This is a genomic window from Streptomyces sp. NPDC101194 (assembly GCF_044767885.1).
GTDB lineage: Bacteria > Actinomycetota > Actinomycetes > Streptomycetales > Streptomycetaceae > Streptomyces.
On the sequence record NZ_JBIWOS010000010.1, the window covers coordinates 305,481 to 323,898 of the forward strand.

Here is an 18,418-nt window from a genome sequence, read left to right on the forward strand (position 1 = left end):
AACTCCACGACAGCGGAGGGATCATGCGCACGCACACGGGACACCTCGGCGGACTGTCGGCCACGATCGTCGCAGCGTTCGCCTGCACGGCGTTGGTCGCCACGGCGTCGACCGCCACCGCGGAGCCGACCCCTGCTCCGGCCGCACACCGCGAGATGCCACCGTCGGTCGACGGGGGCGCCTGGCAGTCGGGCCATGTCCAGGGCATGGCCGTCGACCGCCGCAAGGGCTTCATGTACTTCTCGATGACCAACCTGCTGGTCAAGACCGACCTCAAGGGCAATCCGGTCGGCTCGGTCACCGGCTTCACCGGCCACCTCGGCGATCTGGACTTCAACGAGAAGGACGGCAGGGTCTACGGCTCGCTGGAGTACAAGGAGGCGAAGTCCTTCTACATCGCGATCCTCGACGTCGACCGCATCACCCGGATGGACATGGACGCCCAGTCCACGGGGGTCGTCTCCACCGTCTACCTCGAGGAGGTCGTGAAGGACTTCACCGCCGACATGAACGGCGACGGCGTCTTCGACGGCGACACGGGCAGCACACCCGACCACCGGTACGGCTGCAGCGGCATCGACGGCGTCGCGTTCGGACCGGCGTTCGGCGACCGGCGCGGAGCTCGCGGCGAGCGCAGGCTGACGGTCGCGTACGGCGTGTACGCCAACGCCGGCCGTACGGACAACGACCATCAGGTGCTGCTCCAGTACGACGTCACACGGTGGAAGAAGTACGAACGCCCGCTGACCGAGTCCGCCCCGCACACCAGCGGACCCGCCCACGTCGACGGCAAGTTCTTCGCCTACACCGGGAACACCACGTACGGCGTGCAGAACCTGGAGTACGACGGGTACAGCGGCAACTGGCTGATGGCCGTCTACAAGGGCACCAAGCCCGGCTTCCCGAACTACTCCGTCTTCGCGCTGGACGGTGCGAGGAAGCCGGTGCGCGGCACCGTCCGCGGGCAGCAGAAGCCGGAACGCGGTCTGCTGCTCCCCCTGCTGCGTGCGGGGGCGCACGACGCCGCGACGGACACCTACGGGTGGCCGGCGCCGGGGCAGTACGGGCAGTACGGGCTCGTCTCGCTCGACGACGGCCGGTTCTACGTCGCGCGCAGCGGCACGGTCCAGGACGGCGGCGTCACCAAGCAGACCGCCCGCGCCGTGCTGAACACCTGGACCGGCCAGACCCCTTCGCCGTTCAGCCCGGTCCCGGATCCTGCCGGGCCCACGGGATCGGGCACCGGGTGAAATGACCTCGCAGGCGATGGCCGGTGCTGCATAGGCTCGTTCCATGACTCTCGTCGCGATCCTGAGCGGCGCCGGCATCTCCACGGACTCCGGCATCCCCGACTACCGTGGGCCCAACGGGCTCTGGCGCAAGGACCCGGAGGCGGAGAAGCTCGTCACGTACGACTTCTACATGGCCGATCCGGAGATCCGCCGCCGCTCCTGGCAGATGCGCCGTACCAGCGCGACCTGGGGCGCGGAGCCGAACGCGGCCCACCGTGCGGTCGCGGAGCTGGAGCGGTCCGGCGCCCCGGTACGGGTCATCACCCAGAACGTCGACGGTCTGCATCAGCTCGCCGGTCTCCCCGCCCGCAAGGTCCTCGAACTGCACGGAACCGCGCGCGAGACGGTCTGCACCCGCTGCCGTGCCCGCTCCCCGATGGCCGAGGCACTGGCCCGGGTCGAGGCGGGCGAGGCCGACCCGCCGTGCGCGGCCTGCGGAGGCATCCTGAAGTCGGCGACGGTCATGTTCGGTGAGCGGCTCGATCCGGTGGTGCTCGGCGAGGCGATGTCGATCGCCAGGGCGTGCGAGGTGTTCATCGCGGTCGGTACGACGCTGCAGGTGCAGCCCGCCGCCTCGCTGGCCGGGATCGCGGTGGACAACGGTGCGCGGCTGATCGTGGTGAACGCGGAACCCACGCCGTACGACGAACTGGCCGACGAGACGATCCGCGAGCCCATCGGCACGGCGCTGCCGGCACTGCTGAAGCGGCTGACCGCCGCCGCGGACACGAACACGGGCCCCAGCGGAACGGACTCTCCCGGCTGAGGCTCGGTACGGCCGAGGGACGAAGCCCGTCCGGTCACAGCATCAGCAGCACCGACGACGTGGTGGGCACCGTCTCGTCGCCCGTCGGACAGCCCTCAGTGATCGAGTTCCTGCTGTACGCGGCGCGAGGGACGGAAGGTGTACAGGTCGAGGATCTCGGGCGGGTCCACCAGCCCGGGGCCGCCCGCCTCGACCCAGGCGGCGATGTCCCGTACGGCGTCCTGGTCATTGACCAGCCCCAGCCAGACGGGGCGGCCGCCGGCTCTGCGCCCCTGCGCCGAGGGCTGCACGACGACGACGTCGGCCTGCTCACAGGCGTCCAGGCACTCCACGACTCGGACCGTGGCCGTTTCGCCGACCGCGCGGCGCAGCTCGGCCAGCTGAGCGGCGTGGTCCACTTCCGGGATCTTCGGTGTCCCGCAGCAGCAGCCGCGGCAGACACTGACGGTGGGCCGGGGCGTGCCCTGGGCGGGGACGGCCTTTCGGGCGCGGCGGCTCATGCGGGGGCACTTCCGGTGTCGGCGCGGATGATCACAGTGGGACTGTATCGATCCCCGCCCCGGATCGAACACCTGCACTGCCCCGTCGGCCGGTGCGGTAGTGTTGATGGCTGCGAAGGGGAGTAGCCCCGCAAACCGGTCGTCGACACACTGGAACCTTCGGGTTCCCGGTGGCCGGGCTCGTAGAACGGTACGGGTGGGCGAGACCTTCGGTCAGGTATGACACGCCCGCGCCCCGTGGGCGCTGACGTCATGCCGGGCCGAGTGGTCCTCCGAAAGCCCGAGTGGCGCTTCGCGAAGGCCCGGGGCCCGGCTCTCACAGAAAGCCACCCGGAATGCACCTCGACCCCCTGGCGATCCTCACCGCCTTCGGGCTGATCTTCCTCGCGGAACTCCCCGACAAGACGATGTTCGCGTCGCTTGCCATGGGCACCCGCATGCGTCCGCTGTACGTCTGGTTCGGTACGTCGTCCGCGTTCATCGTGCACGTCGCCATCGCCGTCGGGGCGGGCAGCCTGATCGGGCTGCTGCCCGACTGGATCGTCAAGCTCGTCTCGGCTTCCCTCTTCGCGTTCGGGGCGTTCATGCTGCTGCGCAACGGCGGCGGCGAGGACGAGGAGGAGGGCGGCACCAAGACGGTGACCGGCTTCTGGCCGGTCTACTCGACCGCGTTCATGGCTGTCTTCATCAGTGAGTGGGGCGACCTCACCCAGATCACCACGGCCAACCTGGCCGCGAGCAACGGCACCTGGTCCACGGCCATCGGGTCCGCCGCCGCCCTGATGTCCGTCTCGGCGCTGGCACTGCTCGCGGGGCAGTTCATCGCGAAGCGGGTGCCGCTCAAGACGGTTCAGCGGATCGGCGGACTCTGCATGCTGGGACTGGCGATCTGGACCCTGGTGGAGATCTTCATCGGCTGACGTCCTCGCCGCATCGGTCCGCTCCGGCGCGGCTTCCGGACGGGCTCGGTCCTTCGAGCCCGTCCTCGCGTTTCCGGACCCGTCCTCGCCTTTCTTCGCATGTGCGGTGTCACATGGCGTGGGCGGCGTCACGCGCCCGCGGTTTCAGAAGAGCGCCGGGGTGGAGTCCTGCGTGCCGTTCTCGAAGGCCAGCAGCCGCTGCTTGCGGTCGAGCCCGCCGCCGTAGCCGGTGAGGCTGCCCGAGGCGCCGATGACCCGGTGGCAGGGGACGATGATGCCCACCGGGTTCTTGCCGTTGGCGAGGCCCACCGCACGCGAGGCGCCGGGTTTGCCGAGGAATTCGGCCAGTTCGCCGTACGAGCGGGTCTCGCCGTACGGAATCAGCTGGAGTTGCGCCCATACGCTGCGCTGGAACGGGGTGCCGTCCAGATGCAGCGGAAGGTCGAACTCGCGCAGTTCCCCGGCGAAGTAGGCGTCCAGTTGGCGGATCGTCTCCGTGAAGGGGCGCGGGTCGGGGTCGCCGAAGGTCTCCTCGGGCGGGCGGTGCCGCTGGTCGGTCATGTAGAGGCCCGCGAGGACGCCGTCGGTGGCGACGAGGGTGAGCGGACCGTACGGGCTGTCGACGACCGTGTGCTGCCGGGTCGCCTCGCGCGTATGCGTCGCGGTCATGGTGGACTTCCCAACTTGCTTATACGGGCAGGTGGTTGATGGGGTGATCATCCACGGTCCAAAGATACTGGACCGCGTAGGCCCGCCAGGGCCGCCAGGCGGCCGCGCGGGCGGTGAGCGCCGCGGGCGTCGACGGGAGGCCGAGTCCCTCGGCCGCGCGCCGGATGCCGAGATCGGTGGGGAGGAAGGCGTCCGGGTCGCCGAGCGCCCGCATCGCGATCACGTCGACGGTCCAGGGGCCGAAGCCGGGAAGGGCGGCCAGTTCGACCCGAGCCTTCTCCCAGTCGGTGTCGGTGCCGAGCCGCAGCGCGCCGTCGGCAAGTGCGGTGACCAGCGTGGTGAGGGTGGTACGGCGGCTGCGCGGCAGGGCGAGCTGTTCGGGGTCGAGCCCGGCAAGGGCCTCGGGCGTCGGAAAGAGATGGGTGAGGCCGCCCTCCGGGTCGTCGACCGGGAGGCCGTGCGCGGTGACCAGCCGGGCCGCGTGGGTCCGGGCCGCGGCGGTCGAGACCTGCTGGCCGAGCACCGCTCGTACGGCGAACTCCGCGCCGTCGACGGTACGCGGCACCCGCCGGCCCGGGGCCTTGTCGACCAGCGGGGCGAGCAAGGGATCGGAACGCAGTTGGTCGTCGACGGCCACCGGGTCGGCGTCCAGGTCGAGCAGCCAGCGGCAGCGGCTGATCGCGAGGGTGAGATCGCGCGGATCGGTGAGCAGGAGCCGGCAGCCGATGTGGTCGGGGTGCGGGGTGAGGGCGACGATGCCGTGCCCGTACCTGAGGGTGAGCGTGCGGCGGTAGGCGCCGTCGCGCCACTCCTCGACGCCGGGGACCGCGGTCGCGGCGAGGTGGCCGAAGAGGTTGGTGGGGTTGAGCGGGGCCCGGTACGGCAGCCGCAGCGCTATCACGCCGGGTGTGGGCGACGGTGTCGTGGACCTGGCGGCACGGCTGCGCAGTTCGCCCGGGGCGAGCGCGAAGACCTCGCGGACGGTGTCGTTGAAGGTGCGGATCGAGGAGAACCCGGCGGCGAAGGCCACCTCGGCCATGGGGAGCCCGGTCGTCTCGATAAGCAGCCGCGCGGTCTGGGCGCGCTGCGCGCGGGCCAGGGCGAGCGGGCCGGCACCCAGCTCGGCGAGCAATTGGCGCTCGATCTGCCGGGCGGAGTAGCCCAGCCGGGCCGCGAGCCCGGGAACGCCCTCGCGGTCGACGACACCGTCCCGGATCAGCCGCATCGCGCGGGCGACGGAGTCGGCGCGCGCGTTCCACTCCGGGGAGCCGGGGCTGGTGTCGGGCCGGCAGCGCTTGCAGGCCCGGAACCCGGCCTGCTGGCAGGCGGCGGCGCTGGGGTAGAAGGTCATGTTCTCGACCTTGGGCGGTACGACGGGGCAGCTGGGACGGCAGTAGATGCGGGTGGTCAGGACCGCCGTGAAGAACCAGCCGTCGAAGCGGGCGTCCTTGGACTGGACGGCCCGCACGCAGCGCTCGGTGTCGGTGTGCATGGTTCAAGGATCGGTCACCGGCGACCTGTGAGCTGGCGAAAATCCGACATCAACCTTGCACGGCCAGGAACTCTTCGAATTGCCCATTCCGTGAATGAACGCGAATGAACATGAGTGAAGTCGATCGAATACTGATCACTCAATGAACAGAATGATCACTTCGACGTCAAGAAGAGACCGGCTGAGCAGCTGGACCCGGTCACGGAGGAACTGATCCGCTCCCCTCCCGGCAGGCAGGGCCGGCGGGTGGTCACGGGGCAACAGGCGTTCCTGCCGCCGCGCTCGAGGCAGATGCGCGACAGCCTCGACGCACTCGACACGGCCCCTCACTCCCTTGGCGCGGCTCCGGCCCGGACGGTCACGCATGCCTGGGCCGGACAGTTTGATAATGGGATCCATTTTCATGTAACTTTCGGAGCCGCCCATCGAACCAGGAGACCGACATGGCCGTGCCCAAGCGGAAGACGTCCCGCAGCAACACCCGACACCGCCGCGCCCAGTGGAAGGCCGCGCCTGCGCAGCTGACGCCGATCACCGTCGACGGCGCCACCCATCTCGTACCCCAGCGGCTGGTCAAGGCCTACGAGCGCGGCCTGCTGCGCCCCGAGGACTGAGCCCGTCACGCACGACCGGCCGCCCGCCGGGTCGGGCAGTGGTCGCAGCCACGACACCGCCCGCCCCGGTACGGACGACACGGGCTCGCGGCGCCGACAGCTCCGCACCCCCACAGACCCAAACACGCAGCCCCGGAGAGCCGATTCGGCCACCGGGGCTGCGTCGTGCCACATCTTCGATGCCGCGCAATGTCACATCGTCAGAGCCGCGCGCCATGTCACATCACCAGCGCCCTGCCATGTCACACCTCCGCACGGCCGCCACCGCGGCAGGGGCGGCGCCGCGAACGACACCAAGGGCCACCCCGACGGGCAGGGCGACGGGCCGGCCGCACCCTCCCACCGGAGATCGCGACCGGCCGCCCCCGCCGACATCCGCCTCACCAGGAGGACTTGGTGACTCCGGGGAGGAATCCGGCATGAGCCTGCTCACGCATACGCACACGGGAGAGGCCGAACTTCCGCAGATGCCCGCGCGGCCGCCCGTCCACAGCGTCCCGGTTTCGCAGCCGGGTCGCGCTGGCGTCACGCGGCTGGCGTCGGAGCTCGTCCACGGCGGCGCGGCGTTCGGCATCCGTCGAGGACGGGCGACGGGCGATCTCCTTCAACTCGGCGCGACGGGCGGCGTACCGCTCGACGATCACCTTGCGCTTCTCGTTCTGCGCGATCTTGCTCTTCCTGGCCATCAGACCTTCACCCCTCTGGCACGGATCCGGGCGACGGCCGCCTCGATCCCGATGTCGTCGATCGTCCTGATCGCCCTGGCGCTGAGCGTCAGCCGGACATTCCGGCCCTCACTCGGCAACCAGTACCTCTTGCGCTGGATGTTGGGGTCGAACCGACGCGAGGTGCGCCGGTGCGAGTGCGAGATGTTGTTGCCGAACCCCGGCCGGGCGCCGGTCAGTTGACAGTGGGCGGACATGGCGTCACCTGCTCCCCACGGCGAACCGCGTATTGGAAATGGAAATCATTGCCATATAGTAGCGCCCATGGCACGCAACGAACTACGCCCGCTCGTCAAGCTCCGCTCCACCGCCGGGACCGGCTACACCTACGTCACCCGCAAGAACCGTCGGAACGATCCCGAGCGCATGGTTCTGCGCAAGTACGACCCGGTCGCCCGCAAGCACGTCGACTTCCGCGAAGAGCGCTGACCGATCCCCCGCCCCAACCAGAAGGACACCCCATGAAGCCCGGAATCCATCCCGCGTACGGTCCCGTCGTCTTCCGCGACAAGGCCGCCGGCTCCGCCTTCCTCACCCGCTCCACCGCGACCAGCGACAAGACCGTCGAGTGGGAGGACGGCAACACCTACCCCGTCGTCGATGTCGAGATCTCCTCCGCGAGCCACCCCTTCTACACGGGCACCGCCCGCGTACTGGACACCGCCGGCCGCGTCGAGCGGTTCGAGCGCCGCTACGGCCGCCGCGGGGCGAACTGATGCGGGACCGGTCCCGGTTGCCCGTCGTGATCGTCGGCGGACTCCACTCCGACGCCCGCAAGGAGGTCGTGGAGGGACTGCTGCGTACCGTCCCCGGCAGCGTCGCCCTCCACCACGATCTGGCCACCGCCACCGAAGGCACCGTGCGGCGCCTCGTGCGGGACGCGTCGGGGGAGCTGTCCCGCGGCGACGCCCCGCTCGTCAACGACTGCGCCTGCTGTGCGCTGCGCGAGGACCTGGTCCCCGAGCTGGAGCGACTGGCCGGCGGCGGTTCGGCCAGGCTGGCGATCGTCGAGCTGTGGGACTCCGTCGAGCCCAGGGCGATGGCCGAGGTCGTCGTCGCGCACGGAGGTCACGTACTGGAACTCACCAATGTCGTCACCGCCGTCGACCCCGCGCTCGTGCTGCCCTGCCTGGGGAACGGCGACGATCTGGCCGAGGCGGGCCTCGCCGCCGCCACCACCGACCAGCGAACCGTGGGTGACACCTGGGCGCGACAGTTGGAGTACGCGCCCGTACTCGCTCTCGTCGACAGCGAAGCGGCCGACGACGAGGACCGTGCGCTGCTCACCCAGCTCCATCCCACGGCACGCCAGGTGCCCGCCGGCTCGGGCGAACTGGGCCGACTGGCCTTCGCCGGCTTCGACGTGGAGACGGCGGCCGCGGCCCAGCACCCCGCCTGTGCCCTGTTGCCGCAGGAGGCGGACGAGGCCGGGGTCGCCACGCTCGTCTGGCGTCGCCGCCGTCCCTTCCACCCCGAACGGCTCTACCAGGCGCTGGAGGACCTGTGCTGTGCGGCCGCACGCAGCCGTGGCCGGTTCTGGCTCGCCGACCGTCCCGACACCTTGCTGGCCTGGGACGCCGCCGGTGGTGCGCTCTGCGTGGAGAACGCCGGACCGTGGCTGGCCTCCCTGCCGGACGCGGCCTGGGACCTGGTGCCCCCGATGCGCAGGGCGTCGGCCTCGCTCGACTGGGATCCCGAGCACGGTGACCGCTGCCAGCACCTCGTCTTCACCTCCCCGGGCCTCGATCGCGACGGGCTGGCCCGACTCCTCGAATCCTGTCTGCTCACCGACACCGAATACGCCGCGGGACCCGAGGCCTGGAAGCGGCTTCCGGCCCCCTTCGACTCGCTCCTCGACCCGGTCTCCTGACCACCTTTCGCCTGCGTGCGGCCCTTCGACCGCTCCCCTCGCAGATCAATCACCAAGGAATGCACATGGCACGACGCACCGACCCGCACAAGCCGCCGAAGTCCCGGCCCAATCCGCTGGACGCGGCCGGAATCACCTACATCGACTACAAGGACACCGACCTGTTGCGGAAGTTCATCTCGGACCGAGGCAAGATCCGCAGCCGTCGCGTGACCCGGGTGACCGCCCAGCAGCAGCGGCAGCTCGCACGGGCGATCAGGAACGCCCGCGAGATGGCCCTGCTGCCCTACGCCCACCGGTGACCACGCGCGCCGCGTACGTCCGGCGGGCCCTCCCCGTCCATCGGGCGCACGCGGCGTCCACGTGCCCGGTTCCCGTGATCGCCTCGCCCTCGCCCTCGCCCGGGGCCGAAGGCATCTTCGCCGTCGACTACCGCCTGGCCGGCCCCGACCGCCCCACCTGGAACAAGGCCCCTCAGGACCTCGTCTCCGCCCTGAGCTGGGTGCAGAAGAACGCCGCCGAGTACGGCATCGACAGCTCACGGACCTCGCTCGGCGGCGACGACGCCTACGGCAGCCTCACCTCCCAGACCGGCCGACAGATCCTCCTCGACTTCCTCACCGAGGACACGCACTGATCCTTGCGTCTCACGCAAGTCCTTCGGCCGGGTCGACCCCGCTTCAGAGCGAGGCCGACCCGGCCCACGTTCGAGCGGCACGTGTGGCCCGAGGCGCTGCGCGGGCTGCACCGCGCGCCCGCCGCCCCGGCCTGGAGCAGCTGCGCATCGACGATGCCGGCCCTGCTCCTTGGCATGAGGACGGTTGGCCGGGATCGGGTCCTGGGTCCCACCGGCGGGCTGCGCCGCCCGGGCCGCGTCGTTCTCGCGGGCCGCCGGTTCGATGACCTCGTGTCCGAGGCGGCCAAGGGTCTGGCGGAGTTGCGGGCAACCATCTGAGGCCTCGCCCCCGTACCACGACGGACGACGCCGGTTCCGGATCGTCAAGCAGTAGTCTCGTTCCGCAACACGACGCGAAGGGGAGATCGGTGGCGCGGGTCGCGGTGATCGGTGGGGGTATCAGCGGGCTGGGGACGGCGCTCATGCTTGGCCGACGCGGCCACACGGTCACGTTGTTCGAGCAGGACGCGCGGCAGGCCGGAGAGGACCTGGACCGCGACTTCTTCCACTGGGACAGGCCCCGGGTCCCGCAGGCCATCCAGCCCCACTCGCTGCTCGCGCCCGTACGAACCGTGTTGCGCGCGGAGGCCCCTGATGTGTACGCGGACCTGCTGGCACGGGGGGCCCGGGAGTACCACGAGTTCGACTGGTTCGGTGAGCATCCGCCGCATCGGGCCGGCGACGAGGACTTGGTGACCCTGCGCACCCGACGCATCGTGCTGGAGGCCGCCCTGATCACGGCGGTGCGGCGGGAACCCACCGTCGAGATGCGGCAGGGCTGCCGGGTGAACGCCCTCACCCTCCGGGAGGGCCGTCCTGCCCGGGTCACCGGCGTGCAGGTGGGTACGGAAGTCCTCCGGGCGGACCTCGTCGTCGACACGTCCGGTCGTCGCTCGCCGGTGCCCTCCTGGCTGACCGCCGCCGGCTGCCGGCCGCCCGTGATCGACAGCCATCGCACCGGGATCGCCTATGTGTGCCGCTGGTACCGCCTGCGCGCCGACGGCCCTCGTGACCCCGGGTGGGTGAGGACCGGCTCGGCCGCACCGTTCGCGCTCGGCGGCGTCTTCCCTTCCGACAACGACACCTTCGCGGTGAGCCTGGTGCTCTCCACGGGGGATCCCACCCGTGGCGCGCTCACCGACCCTGCCGTGTTCGAGGCCGTCGCCCGCCTCTTCCCCGCGATCGCCGCTCGGCTCGACCTGGCCCCCGAACCACGGTCGGCCGTCCTGGCGATGGCCGGCCTGGACAACCGCTGGACCGCCCTCGCCGACGACGGAGGACCTGTCGTGACCGGCCTGGTCAACGCCGGGGACAGCCTCATCCACACCAATCCCACCTTCGGTCAAGGCGCGGCCCTCGGCCTGCGTGCCGCCCAGCACCTCGCCACCCATGTCGACCGGATCGCCGCGGACCCGATGGGCTACCACACATGGGCGGCTCAGGCTCTCCGCCCGTGGTTCGACGCGCAGGTGACGGCCGACCGCGCCAACGGGCAACGCCTCGCCGAGAGCTCACCGCGCGCGGATCGGCGGGCCGCCGCCCTTGCCGCGTGCGCCTTCGACGATCCCGTCGTCATGCGCGCCCGAGCCCAGGTGCGCCATCTCCTGCGACCGGCCGACGACGCCTACGGCACCGACGAAGTGGACCGACACCTCACCGCCTGGCTGGCCGCCCACCCGGACTTCACACCGAAACACGACGGCCCGACCCGAGATCAGTGGGATGCGCTCATCCCGAGCTGAGCGCTTGCCCGGCACCGCAGGCCGTGCGGCGGGCACCCCTGCGCTCGATGCCATGACATGGCTGCCCGTTGCTCTTTGCTTGCCCCGGCCTGCCGGCTGAGCGTCTTCGAGTTCTGTTCGCCGAACCATTTCGGGTGCGGCACCGTCAGGGACCGTCCTCCCGACAACATGCCGATCCACGCCGGGACATGAGCAACGGAATCCGCCTGCTGGGGTGCGCCGATGTCATCGGTCAAGCAGTTCCAAGTCACCTTCGACTGCGCGGAACCTGAGCGCGTCGCTCGCTTCTGGTGCGAGGTTCTGGGGTACGTCGTACCGCCGCCACCGGAGGGGTTCACCACTTGGGGTGATTTCGATCGTTCTCTGCCGCCTGAGCGGCAGGGTGCAGCGTTCGTCTGCAGTGATCCCTCGGGCGTGGGCCCGCGGCTGTACTTCCAGCGTGTTCCCGAAGGCAAGGTCGTCAAGAATCGGGTGCATCTTGACGTGCGGGTCGGCACCGGGCTCGTGGGTGAAGAGCGCCTCGCCACCCTCGAAGCCGAGTGCGCACGGCTGGTCGCGCTCGGCGCGGTGTGCGAGCGAGTACTGCTCGCCGATGACGAGAACGAGTCGTGCATCGTGATGCAGGACATCGAGGGCAACGAGTTCTGTCTCGACTGAGCATCCCGCGAGACGGCGCGGCCCCCGCGGAGTTGCCCCGTCCCTGGACGGCTCGCGATTCCGGCGGGCCGCCACCCGGTCCCCTCGGACGGCGGCCACGGAGTGAGGGCCCGGGCCCTACGACGCTCAGGCCGCCCGCAGGCGCCTCCAGACCGCCTTCGCCGCGTGGTGGCCGGACATGCCGTGCACTCCCGGGCCGGGCGGAGTGGCCGAGGAGCACAGGAACACCGCCGGATGCGCGGTCGCGTACGGCACGCGTGCGAGCTTCGGCCTGATCACCGTCTGGAGCCCGGCGAACGCTCCGCACGCGATGTCGCCGCCGACGTAATTGGCGTTGCGCAGGGCCAGTTGGGGCGGCCCCGCGACCGCTCGGGCGAGCACCAGGTCGCGGAAGCCGGGGGCGAAGCGCTCCAGTTGCCGCTCGATGACGTCGGTGGCGTCGCCCTCCCAGCCTGCCGGGACATGTCCGTAGGCCCAGAAGACATGACGGCCCTCGGGTGCGCGGGACGGATCGACCAGGCTGGGCTGAGCGGTGATCAGGAACGGGACGCTGGGGTCGCGGCCGGCCACCGCGGCGCTCAGCGCGGCGTCGATCTCTCCGGCCGTGGGGCCGATGTGGACCGTTCCGGCCCGGCGGGCCTCCTCCGCGGTCCAGGGGACGGGGCCCGAGAGCGCGTAGTCGATCTTGAAACAGGACGCGCCGTACCGGTAGCCGCGATAGGCGTTGCCCAGCCCCGCGATACGGGCGAGTGCCGTCGGCGAGGTGTCGAAGACGTAGGCGCGGGCGGGCGGGAGCTCGTCGAGGCGCTTGACCTCCGTGCCGGTCCGGATCGTGCCGCCCTGTTCGCGTACGTAGGAGGCGAGGGCGTCGGAGATGGCCTGCGACCCGCCGCGCGGCACCGGCCAGCCGTTCTCGTGCGCGGCGAGGGCGAACAGCAGGGCGATCCCTCCGGTGGCCACGCCGCTGACGGGGGCTATGGCATGGGCGGCGAGCCCGGCGATCAGGCCGCGTGCCCTCGCGCCGCGGAAGCGGCGGGAGAGCAGCGTCGCGGGCTGGAGCGCCTCGAGACCGAAGCGCACCCAGCGGTACGGGTCACGGGGCAGCCCGTCCCACGGAGTACGCAGGAAGTCCTCGGCGAGAGTGTCCCAGTGACCGAGGAACGGGGCGACGAGCCTGCGGTAGGCCCCCGCGTCCCGAGCGCCCAGCGACATGGCGCTCTCCCCCACCGACCCCGTGAGCACGGCGGCCGAGCCGTCCGGAAAGGGGTGGGCGAGCGCCAGCTCGGGGTGCAGCCATTCCAGGCCGTGACGGGCGAGCGGCATAGCGGCGAACGCGGGCGAGCCGATGCCCAGCGGGTGGACCGCGGAACAGGGGTCGTGACGGAAGCCGGGGAGGGTGAGCTCCTCGGTGCGGGCACCGCCCCCGACCGTCCCTGCCGCTTCGAAGACCTCCACGGCGAAGCCGCGGCGGGCCAGTTCGGCCGCGGCGGTCAGTCCGTTGGGCCCCGCCCCCACGACGACGGCATCAAGCATCGACGGCACCTTCGGACTCCTTCGTCAGCCGACGGCCAGGACACCCAGGATATTCCGAGGGACCGACAGCCACGTCGCGGGTGGGGTCGCCGCTCGATGAACACTCCGAACCCCTCCTACCGCCCTGCCGTCCATTCCTCCCGCACCGCGCGTCGCACACGCAGCAACCGAGGGTCCGGCCGTGATCGCCGAACCGCGGTGCGCGGTGCCCGACCGCCCCGACCCGGTGCGCCTCGCCGGATTCTGTCACCACGTGCTCGGCGGAGAGGCCGATCGGCCGGACGGCCCTCGGTGGGCGGTGGGTGACGGGTGGGCGACGCTCCCCACGGCTGCCGGGCCTGTCCTCGCCTTCCGGCGGGTGGCGGGTGGTGGACCACCGGCCGCGTTCTCCCAGGTGCTTCGGCACCGCCCCGATGTCCTGAGGAGTGTCCGGGCAGGCACGTCCCGGTCGGGCGGCGCACCCGGTCAGGCTTCGCCGCGCAGCGCCTGAAGGATGCGTTCCACGGTCGCCGCGTCGCGGGCCGCCGTGAACGGCATGGCGTTTCCGCCGGATATGCGGAACGGGGCGCCGGAGAGGGTGGCCTGGGCGCCACCCGCCTCGGTGACCAGGAGCAGCCCCGCCGCGTGGTCCCAGGCGTACTCCCAGTTGAAGGCGACCGCGTCCTGGTCGCCGCGCGCGACGGCGAGGTATTCGAGACCGGCCGCACCGCAGGGACGGGCGTCGACGCTCTCGGTGCCCAGGCCGAGCAGGGCACGTTTCTGGGCGTCCGTGGTGTAGTCGGGGTGCGACATGGCCACGCGTAGAACGGCGCCGGGGGCGGGCGAGCCGGAACGGATCGGCTTGCCGTTGAGCGTGGCGCCGCGGCCGCGGATCGCGACCGCCATCTCGTCGAGTGCCGCCGCGTACGTCCAGGAGGCGAGGAGCTCGCCACGGTGGGCGAGGGCGACCAGCGTGCAGAAGCCCGGTTCGCCCCGGACGAACTGGCGGGTGCCGTCGACCGGGTCGACGACCCACACCGGTGCGTCGCCGCCCAGGGCGTCGTACACCTTCGGATCTGCGTGGACCGCCTCCTCGCCGACGACCACCGAGCCGGGCAGGAGCCGGGTCAGGGACGCGGTGAGGTGTTCCTCGGCGAGACGGTCGGCGGTGGTGACGAGGTCGTGCGGGCCGCTCTTCTCGACGATCTCGTGCGCGGCGAGCTGACGGTAGCGCGGCATGATCTCGGCGGCGGCCGCTGCGCGGACCGCCGCCTCGACCTCGGTCCGGCGCCCGGCGCCCCCGGTGTTCTGGGCGAGAAACTCATCGATCATGACCCCAGCTAAGCACGCCCTTCCGAGAGGCCGACGACCTGGTCGTTGCGGGGAGGTGACCGGTCAGCGTCCGACGGCGTACCCCTGCATTCCGCGCGGGTTCGCGGCCGCGGAGAGCACTCCCGTCCGGGGGTCGCGGGCCACGGCACACATCCGGCCCTCGGACCAGGGGTCGCCCACGGTGACGTCGTGGCCGCGGCGACGCAGCTCCGCGACGACCTCCGGGTCCATGCGCTCCTCGACGGTGACGCTGCCGGGCCGCATCCCGCGCGGGAAGAAGGAGCCGGGGAAGCTGTCGTTGTGCCAGTTCGGGGCGTCGACGGCGCCCTGGAGGTCGAGGCCGCCGCGGACCTCGGCACGCAGGGCGACGGCCAGGAAGAAGTGGACCTGCCACTGGTCCTGCTGGTCTCCGCCGGGGGTGCCGAACGCCATGACCGGAACACCGTCGCGCAGGGCGAGGGACGGGGTGAGGGTGGTGCGGGGGCGCCGTCCGGGGGTGAGGGAGTTCGGCAGGCCCTCGTCGAGCCAGGCCATCTGGAGGCGGGTGCCGAGCGGGAAGCCGAGCTCCGGCACGACCGGGTTGGACTGCAGCCAGCCGCCGCTGGGGGTGGCGGAGACCATGTTGCCCCAGCGGTCGACCACGTCGACATGGCAGGTGTCGCCACGGCTCGTACCGTCGGCGTCGACGGCCGGCTCCCCGATTCCGGCGCGGGTCTTCGTCACGGCCGGTCCCTCGGCCCCGGAGCCGTTCGTCGCCACCGTCGGCTCACCGACGCCCGCCGTCGGGATGCCCAGGGCGTCGAAACCGGGCGCGCCGGCGGCGACGGCGTGGGCGTGTCCGCTGAGAACGGGGGTGCGGCCGTCCGGGCTGCCGGGCCGCAGTTCGCGCGAGGCCCGGTCGGATATGAGGGCGCGGCGTTCGGCGTTGTAGGGCTCGGAGAGCAGCGTGTCGAGGGGTACGTCGGCCGCGTCGCCGTACCAGGCCTCACGGTCGGCCATCGCGAGCTTGCAGCCCTCGATGAGCAGGTGGACGTATTCGGCGGAGCCGTACCGCGGCAGCTCGGCGGGGAGCAGCGCGAGCTGCTGGAGGAAGGCGGGGCCCTGGCTCCAGCCGCCCGCCTTGGCGAGTGTCCAGCCGTTCCAGTCGTACGTGGCGGGTGCCTCGTAGGACGCGGACCAGTCGGCCAGGTCGGTGGCGGTGAGGGTGCCGGTGTGGCGGGAGCCGCTGGTGTCCATGGTGGGGCGGGCGGCCTGGCGGACCATGGCCTCGGCGATGAAGCCCTCTCTCCAGATCTTGCGCGCGGCGTCGATCCGGGCGATGCGGTCCTCGCCGCCGGCCTCCTCCGCCTCGGCGATCAGCCGGCGCCAGGTGGCGGCGAGTGCGGGGTTGCGGAACAGTTCGCCCGGCCGCGGCGACCTGCCGCCGGGCAGGTACACGTCGGCGGAGGACCGCCACTCGGTCTCGAAGAGTTCGCGGACGGTCTCGACGGTCTGCCCGACCCGCTCGACGGGGGCGTGGCCGTCCTCGGCGTACCCGATCGCGTACCGCAGCACCTCGGCGACGGACTTGGTGCCGTGGTCGCGCAGCAGCAGCATCCAGGCGTCGAAGGCACCCGGCACGGCCGCGGCGAGCGGTCCGGTGCCGGGGACCAGGTCGAGGCCGAGGGAGCGGTAGTGCGCGACGGTGGCGCCGGCGGGGGCCGGACCCTGGCCGCACAGCACCCGCACCTCGCCGTCCTTCGGTGCCAGGATCATCGGCACCTCACCGGCCGGCCCGTTGAGGTGGGGCTCGACGACATGCAGGACGAACCCGGCGGCGACGGCGGCGTCGTACGCGTTGCCGCCGTCCTCCAGGACGGCCATCGCGGACTGCGAGGCGAGCCAGTGGGTCGAGGACACCATGCCGAACGTGCCCTGGAGAGTGGGCCGGGTGGTGAACACGGATGCGGCTCCTTGCTGTGGCGTGCGAGGTTCCCGAAGGGGGCTCGGGCCGGGGCCGGCCCGGACCGAATGTACGGGCATCGACCGACCGCGCCGGGGGACGGTGCCGTCGACCTCGACGGGACGGCGGGAAACCCGTCGGCCGCCGGGCAGTTCACGCGGGCCCGGCGCCTGCGTGCGGCACCGATCGATGGAGCGCGGACAACGCCCGGCCGGCAGGCGGCCGTTCGGGGCGCCCGCGCGACGAAAGGCGTCGGCGCCGCGCAGTTCACGGCCGCGATGCCCCGCGGGCCGGACGAGCGGCGGCTCAGAGCCAGTCGTCGCGCCGGGGTGGTTCGCAGAGCTCGAAGACGACCTCTCCCGCCTCCGGATCGTCACCGGCGACCGGGCGCACCTGCGCGCCGACCGGCACCAGATGCGGTGCGGCGCCGACGACTCTGCAGCGGAACACAAAGCCCTCGGGGAGCCGGACGAGGGACTCGTTGCGCGCCGCCTCCGTGTAGCGGTGCACGACACCGGACCTCACCACGACGCCCAGTCCGGCGCTGTGTTCGGGCTTCAGATCACTTGACGCGCACACCGGACACAACAGCCTCCGGAAGGAGGCCGTGCCGCACCAACGGCAGCGGTGGTAGTTCAGGCCGGCTTTCTCATGCACCGTCTGCACGGTGCCACTTGATGACTGGGACACGTTTCGACCCCCTGCGCTCGGCTCGGATGCGCCGCGGCTGCGCGTCGGCGCGTCCGCACCATAGGGCACTGAGTGTCGATACGTAAAGGCACTCAGTGCCAGGTCATGGTGCGCCCGGGTCTCAGTCCTGGCCGATGGCGGCCTCGATCTGCTGCACGACGCGCCACATGGGGGCTCCCTTCGCGGCGACCATGACCACCACGTCACCTTCGGACGACGGCATGGGCGCGCCCGCCGCGGCCGCGCTCCCCCACACCTGGCGCACCAGTGCGAGGGCATGGTCCACCGCGGCCTCGGCGTCCCCCTCGCCACCCGAACGCAGCCAGGTCCGCAGTCCGTTGTTGTGTGCGGCGACCACGGAGGCGGCTATCACCTCGGCCCGCAGCGCACCGTCCCCCGACTCGCCGTACCGGCCGCGGAGATGACCGGCCAGCGTCTGCTCGTACCGGCGCACCACGGACAGTTCGTACGTGCGCAGCCCGGGCACCTCCCGGGTCAGTCGGTAGCGCTGGACGGAGAACTCCGGGTTGGCGGAGTACATCCGCAGCACGAGCCGGGCCGCGTCGCACACCGCGTCGACCGGATCCATGTCACCGACCGTCGCGAGGAACGCGGTCATGTCGGCGAGGCAGCGCTCGTGATCCGGGAAGACCGCGTCCTCCTTGGAGGGGAAGTACCGGAAGAACGACCGGCGCCCGACCCCGGCCCGCGCCACGATGTCGTCCACCGTGGTCTGTTCGAAGCCCCGCTCCAGGAAGAGCGTGAAGGCCGCCTCGGCGAGCACCTCCCGCATGGGGGCCTTCTTCGCTGGTCTGCGTGCGTCAGTCATGCGGGGAACGTAGCACCGGAGAGCCCTTTTTGGCACCAGGTTCCTTTACAGAGGGTACTGAGTGCCATATGGTCGTTCCTACGACCCACACCCAGGTAGGAGAGCCGGCGTGAGCTTGAGGATCGTTGTCTGTGTGAAGTACGTGCCCGACGCCACGGGTGACCGGCATTTCGCCGATGATCTGACGGTG

Annotated in this window: 21 protein-coding genes and 1 pseudogene; 12 read left to right on the forward strand and 10 right to left on the reverse strand. The window is 71.5% G+C overall.

Going from position 1 to position 18,418, the window contains the following annotated elements:
- Positions 1 to 23: 23 nt before the first annotated feature.
- Positions 24 to 1,250 carry a hypothetical protein gene (locus ACIRP2_RS31405; RefSeq protein WP_404256205.1) on the forward strand — a complete coding sequence of 409 codons (1,227 nt, stop codon included), beginning with the start codon at positions 24 to 26 and terminating at the stop codon, positions 1,248 to 1,250.
- A 43-nt stretch (positions 1,251 to 1,293) separates the two neighbouring features.
- Positions 1,294 to 2,058: an SIR2 family NAD-dependent protein deacylase gene (locus tag ACIRP2_RS31410; protein ID WP_404256207.1), complete on the forward strand. Its 765-nt coding sequence runs from the start codon at positions 1,294 to 1,296 to the stop codon at positions 2,056 to 2,058.
- A 95-nt stretch (positions 2,059 to 2,153) separates the two neighbouring features.
- On the opposite strand, the gene ACIRP2_RS31415 is transcribed toward ACIRP2_RS31410, so the two are convergent.
- On the reverse strand, positions 2,154 to 2,558 hold the full coding sequence (locus tag ACIRP2_RS31415; RefSeq protein ID WP_404256209.1) for a (2Fe-2S) ferredoxin domain-containing protein: 405 nt from the start codon (positions 2,556 to 2,558) through the stop codon (positions 2,154 to 2,156).
- Positions 2,559 to 2,893: 335 nt separating this feature from the next.
- Here ACIRP2_RS31415 and ACIRP2_RS31420 point away from each other — a divergent pair, with 335 nt between their 5' ends.
- Positions 2,894 to 3,478, forward strand: coding sequence for a TMEM165/GDT1 family protein (locus ACIRP2_RS31420; RefSeq protein ID WP_404256211.1), 585 nt, complete (start codon positions 2,894 to 2,896; stop codon positions 3,476 to 3,478).
- 144 nt (positions 3,479 to 3,622) lie between these two features.
- Here the strand turns inward: ACIRP2_RS31420 and ACIRP2_RS31425 are convergent, their stop codons facing one another.
- Together ACIRP2_RS31425 and ACIRP2_RS31430 are read right to left on the reverse strand one after the other, a co-directional pair.
- On the reverse strand, positions 3,623 to 4,147 hold the full coding sequence (locus ACIRP2_RS31425) for a methylated-DNA--[protein]-cysteine S-methyltransferase (protein ID WP_404256213.1): 525 nt from the start codon (positions 4,145 to 4,147) through the stop codon (positions 3,623 to 3,625).
- Positions 4,148 to 4,166: 19 nt separating this feature from the next.
- Complete coding sequence (locus ACIRP2_RS31430; protein ID WP_404256215.1) at positions 4,167 to 5,639, reverse strand: AlkA N-terminal domain-containing protein; 1,473 nt, start codon at positions 5,637 to 5,639, stop codon at positions 4,167 to 4,169.
- Between the two features lie 443 nt (positions 5,640 to 6,082).
- On the opposite strand from ACIRP2_RS31430, the gene rpmF reads away from it, so the two are divergent.
- Entirely contained in the window at positions 6,083 to 6,253 is a 171-nt protein-coding gene (gene rpmF, locus ACIRP2_RS31435; RefSeq protein WP_404256217.1) for a 50S ribosomal protein L32, read from the forward strand.
- Between the two features lie 380 nt (positions 6,254 to 6,633).
- On the opposite strand, the gene rpsN is transcribed toward rpmF, so the two are convergent.
- Both rpsN and rpmB read right to left on the reverse strand, forming a co-directional pair.
- Complete coding sequence (gene rpsN / locus ACIRP2_RS31440; protein ID WP_404256219.1) at positions 6,634 to 6,939, reverse strand: 30S ribosomal protein S14; 306 nt, start codon at positions 6,937 to 6,939, stop codon at positions 6,634 to 6,636.
- A complete protein-coding gene (rpmB, locus tag ACIRP2_RS31445; protein WP_404256222.1) occupies positions 6,939 to 7,175 on the reverse strand; it encodes a 50S ribosomal protein L28 in 237 nt (78 codons plus the stop codon). Before rpmB ends, rpsN begins: the two co-directional genes overlap by 1 nt.
- Positions 7,176 to 7,242: 67 nt before the next feature.
- Between rpmB and rpmG the strand changes: the two genes are divergently transcribed.
- From rpmG to ACIRP2_RS31480, 7 genes are all read left to right on the forward strand, one after another.
- Positions 7,243 to 7,407, forward strand: coding sequence for a 50S ribosomal protein L33 (rpmG, locus tag ACIRP2_RS31450; RefSeq protein WP_404256224.1), 165 nt, complete (start codon positions 7,243 to 7,245; stop codon positions 7,405 to 7,407).
- Between the two features lie 32 nt (positions 7,408 to 7,439).
- A complete protein-coding gene (locus ACIRP2_RS31455; RefSeq protein WP_404256226.1) occupies positions 7,440 to 7,694 on the forward strand; it encodes a type B 50S ribosomal protein L31 in 255 nt (84 codons plus the stop codon).
- Positions 7,694 to 8,848: a CobW family GTP-binding protein gene (locus ACIRP2_RS31460; protein WP_404256228.1), complete on the forward strand. Its 1,155-nt coding sequence runs from the start codon at positions 7,694 to 7,696 to the stop codon at positions 8,846 to 8,848. The genes ACIRP2_RS31455 and ACIRP2_RS31460 overlap by 1 nt, the downstream gene beginning before the upstream one ends.
- Before the next feature lie 65 nt (positions 8,849 to 8,913).
- A complete protein-coding gene (rpsR, locus tag ACIRP2_RS31465; RefSeq protein WP_404256230.1) occupies positions 8,914 to 9,150 on the forward strand; it encodes a 30S ribosomal protein S18 in 237 nt (78 codons plus the stop codon).
- Entirely contained in the window at positions 9,147 to 9,485 is a 339-nt protein-coding gene (locus tag ACIRP2_RS31470) for an alpha/beta hydrolase (protein ID WP_404256232.1), read from the forward strand. The genes rpsR and ACIRP2_RS31470 overlap by 4 nt, the downstream gene beginning before the upstream one ends.
- A gap of 461 nt (positions 9,486 to 9,946) precedes the next feature.
- Positions 9,947 to 11,266: an NAD(P)/FAD-dependent oxidoreductase gene (locus ACIRP2_RS31475; protein ID WP_404256234.1), complete on the forward strand. Its 1,320-nt coding sequence runs from the start codon at positions 9,947 to 9,949 to the stop codon at positions 11,264 to 11,266.
- Positions 11,267 to 11,488: 222 nt separating this feature from the next.
- Positions 11,489 to 11,923 carry a VOC family protein gene (locus tag ACIRP2_RS31480; RefSeq protein WP_404256236.1) on the forward strand — a complete coding sequence of 145 codons (435 nt, stop codon included), beginning with the start codon at positions 11,489 to 11,491 and terminating at the stop codon, positions 11,921 to 11,923.
- A gap of 126 nt (positions 11,924 to 12,049) precedes the next feature.
- Here the strand turns inward: ACIRP2_RS31480 and ACIRP2_RS31485 are convergent, their stop codons facing one another.
- From ACIRP2_RS31485 to ACIRP2_RS31505, 5 genes are all read right to left on the reverse strand, one after another.
- Positions 12,050 to 13,465 (reverse strand): phytoene desaturase family protein, encoded by a 1,416-nt coding sequence (locus ACIRP2_RS31485; protein ID WP_404256238.1) that lies wholly within the window; start codon positions 13,463 to 13,465, stop codon positions 12,050 to 12,052.
- Positions 13,466 to 13,921: 456 nt separating this feature from the next.
- Positions 13,922 to 14,767, reverse strand: a complete 846-nt coding sequence (locus ACIRP2_RS31490) for an inositol monophosphatase family protein (protein ID WP_404256240.1) — start codon at positions 14,765 to 14,767, stop codon at positions 13,922 to 13,924.
- Positions 14,768 to 14,830: 63 nt separating this feature from the next.
- Positions 14,831 to 16,708 (reverse strand): gamma-glutamyltransferase family protein, encoded by a 1,878-nt coding sequence (locus ACIRP2_RS31495; protein WP_404256242.1) that lies wholly within the window; start codon positions 16,706 to 16,708, stop codon positions 14,831 to 14,833.
- 307 nt (positions 16,709 to 17,015) lie between these two features.
- A complete protein-coding gene (locus ACIRP2_RS31500; protein WP_404256244.1) occupies positions 17,016 to 17,366 on the reverse strand; it encodes a Zn-ribbon domain-containing OB-fold protein in 351 nt (116 codons plus the stop codon).
- Positions 17,367 to 17,520: 154 nt separating this feature from the next.
- Positions 17,521 to 18,192 (reverse strand): TetR family transcriptional regulator, encoded by a 672-nt coding sequence (locus ACIRP2_RS31505; RefSeq protein ID WP_404256270.1) that lies wholly within the window; start codon positions 18,190 to 18,192, stop codon positions 17,521 to 17,523.
- A 145-nt stretch (positions 18,193 to 18,337) separates the two neighbouring features.
- Here ACIRP2_RS31505 and ACIRP2_RS31510 point away from each other — a divergent pair.
- Positions 18,338 to 18,418: pseudogene (locus ACIRP2_RS31510) on the forward strand (electron transfer flavoprotein subunit beta); the annotation flags it as partial.

Excerpts from the sequence above, each read along its gene's own strand:
- ACIRP2_RS31405 (WP_404256205.1), top strand. The coding sequence starts at position 24 with ATGCGCACGCACACGGGACACCTCGGCGGACTGTCGGCCACGATCGTC.
- ACIRP2_RS31410 (WP_404256207.1), top strand. The coding sequence starts at position 1,294 with ATGACTCTCGTCGCGATCCTGAGCGGCGCCGGCATCTCCACGGACTCC.
- ACIRP2_RS31415 (WP_404256209.1), bottom strand. The coding sequence starts at position 2,558 with ATGAGCCGCCGCGCCCGAAAGGCCGTCCCCGCCCAGGGCACGCCCCGG.
- ACIRP2_RS31420 (WP_404256211.1), top strand. The coding sequence starts at position 2,894 with ATGCACCTCGACCCCCTGGCGATCCTCACCGCCTTCGGGCTGATCTTC.
- ACIRP2_RS31425 (WP_404256213.1), bottom strand. The coding sequence starts at position 4,147 with ATGACCGCGACGCATACGCGCGAGGCGACCCGGCAGCACACGGTCGTC.
- ACIRP2_RS31430 (WP_404256215.1), bottom strand. The coding sequence starts at position 5,639 with ATGCACACCGACACCGAGCGCTGCGTGCGGGCCGTCCAGTCCAAGGAC.
- rpmF (WP_404256217.1), top strand. The coding sequence starts at position 6,083 with ATGGCCGTGCCCAAGCGGAAGACGTCCCGCAGCAACACCCGACACCGC.
- rpsN (WP_404256219.1), bottom strand. The coding sequence starts at position 6,939 with ATGGCCAGGAAGAGCAAGATCGCGCAGAACGAGAAGCGCAAGGTGATC.
- rpmB (WP_404256222.1), bottom strand. The coding sequence starts at position 7,175 with ATGTCCGCCCACTGTCAACTGACCGGCGCCCGGCCGGGGTTCGGCAAC.
- rpmG (WP_404256224.1), top strand. The coding sequence starts at position 7,243 with ATGGCACGCAACGAACTACGCCCGCTCGTCAAGCTCCGCTCCACCGCC.
- ACIRP2_RS31455 (WP_404256226.1), top strand. The coding sequence starts at position 7,440 with ATGAAGCCCGGAATCCATCCCGCGTACGGTCCCGTCGTCTTCCGCGAC.
- ACIRP2_RS31460 (WP_404256228.1), top strand. The coding sequence starts at position 7,694 with ATGCGGGACCGGTCCCGGTTGCCCGTCGTGATCGTCGGCGGACTCCAC.
- rpsR (WP_404256230.1), top strand. The coding sequence starts at position 8,914 with ATGGCACGACGCACCGACCCGCACAAGCCGCCGAAGTCCCGGCCCAAT.
- ACIRP2_RS31475 (WP_404256234.1), top strand. The coding sequence starts at position 9,947 with ATGCTTGGCCGACGCGGCCACACGGTCACGTTGTTCGAGCAGGACGCG.
- ACIRP2_RS31480 (WP_404256236.1), top strand. The coding sequence starts at position 11,489 with ATGTCATCGGTCAAGCAGTTCCAAGTCACCTTCGACTGCGCGGAACCT.
- ACIRP2_RS31490 (WP_404256240.1), bottom strand. The coding sequence starts at position 14,767 with ATGATCGATGAGTTTCTCGCCCAGAACACCGGGGGCGCCGGGCGCCGG.
- ACIRP2_RS31505 (WP_404256270.1), bottom strand. The coding sequence starts at position 18,192 with ATGCGGGAGGTGCTCGCCGAGGCGGCCTTCACGCTCTTCCTGGAGCGG.